The organism is Luteibacter sahnii, from assembly GCF_034063545.1.
Classification (GTDB): domain Bacteria; phylum Pseudomonadota; class Gammaproteobacteria; order Xanthomonadales; family Rhodanobacteraceae; genus Luteibacter; species Luteibacter sahnii.
This window is the reverse complement of sequence record NZ_JAQLOK010000022.1, coordinates 1-1,153: the sequence shown is the minus strand read 5'-3', so window position 1 is coordinate 1,153 and position 1,153 is coordinate 1. Positions and strand designations below refer to the sequence as shown.

Here is a 1,153-nt window from a genome sequence, read left to right as displayed (position 1 = left end):
ACACGGTCGTCCGGCTGAACCCCCAGCGCGCGCAATCGATGCGCGATGCGGTTCGAGTACGCCTCCAGCTGCGCATAACTCCACTGCCCCTCTTCCGCCCGCACCGCCAACGCATCCGGCGTGCGTGCCGCCTGCGCTTGGAACAGCTCATGCACCAGGAGGTCCGACGGGTACGGCACCGTCGTCGCGTTGAAGTCGTCGATCACCTCACGGCGCTGCGACGCCGTCAGCACTGGGATCCGATCCGTCGGCGTCTGGCCACCCGATTCCAGCGCCTCGACCAGGCCTTCCAGCGCCTGCGACATGTAGCCCAGCAATCGGGCGCCCGGCATGTCCGGCACGCTCAGCGCCGTCAACGCGAAGCCGTCCGTGCCCACATCCTCCACCGACAGCGTGATCGGGTAATTCGTCCGTTCCTCGGCGCCCAGCAGTTTCACACCAGGCACCGATGCCGAACTGTTTTCCGGGCGACTGTGCCGGTAATTCAGCAGCGTCGTGAACAAGGGTAGCGTACCGTCCACGCCGCTGCACCGCTGCGCCAGGGCCAGCGACGCCTGCTCGTGACGTAGCAGCGCGCCCAGGCCCGCATGCGTGGCCTGCAACGCCGCACTCGCCGACAGGTTCAGGCGCACCCGCAGCGGCAGCGTATTGATGTACATGCCCAGTGCCGTGCTCTCGCCGTCCTGCTGCTGGCCCGACAGCACCGTACCGTACACCACGTCGTCACGGCCGCAGCATGCACCCAGCACCCGGCCCCAGGCCAGGTGGTAGATCGCCGCCGCGCTTACCCCGTGGCGTACCGCCGCCGCGCGCACACGGCGACCCAGCGACGGCGCGATCGTGCGGCGGATCTCGCACGCCTGCCAGCCGTTGGCGCGTACATCCATCACTCCAAACGGCGCCGTCGGCTCGTCCACGTCGCCCAGTTCGGCGCTGAAGTACGTTTCCGCCGCCCGTCGCGCCGTCCCGTCCTGTTCCAGCCGACCGATGAACGTGCGGAACGGTTCGGCTTTCGGCAACGCATCGCCCTCGCCCCGCATCAGCCGCCCCACCTCGTCGATCACTCGCTCCAGTGACACGTGATCGAGCGCCAGGTGGTGGTGCTGCAACGCCAACAGCCAGCCGTCGCCATCGGCCATCGCCCAGCCCCGCA

1 protein-coding gene is annotated in these 1,153 nt (G+C 68.7%); it reads right to left on the bottom strand.

What is annotated here, in order from left to right; translation table 11 throughout:
* Positions 1-1,153: condensation domain-containing protein (locus PI246_RS18365; RefSeq protein ID WP_320552773.1), on the bottom strand; the 1,153-nt coding region annotated here is incomplete at both ends.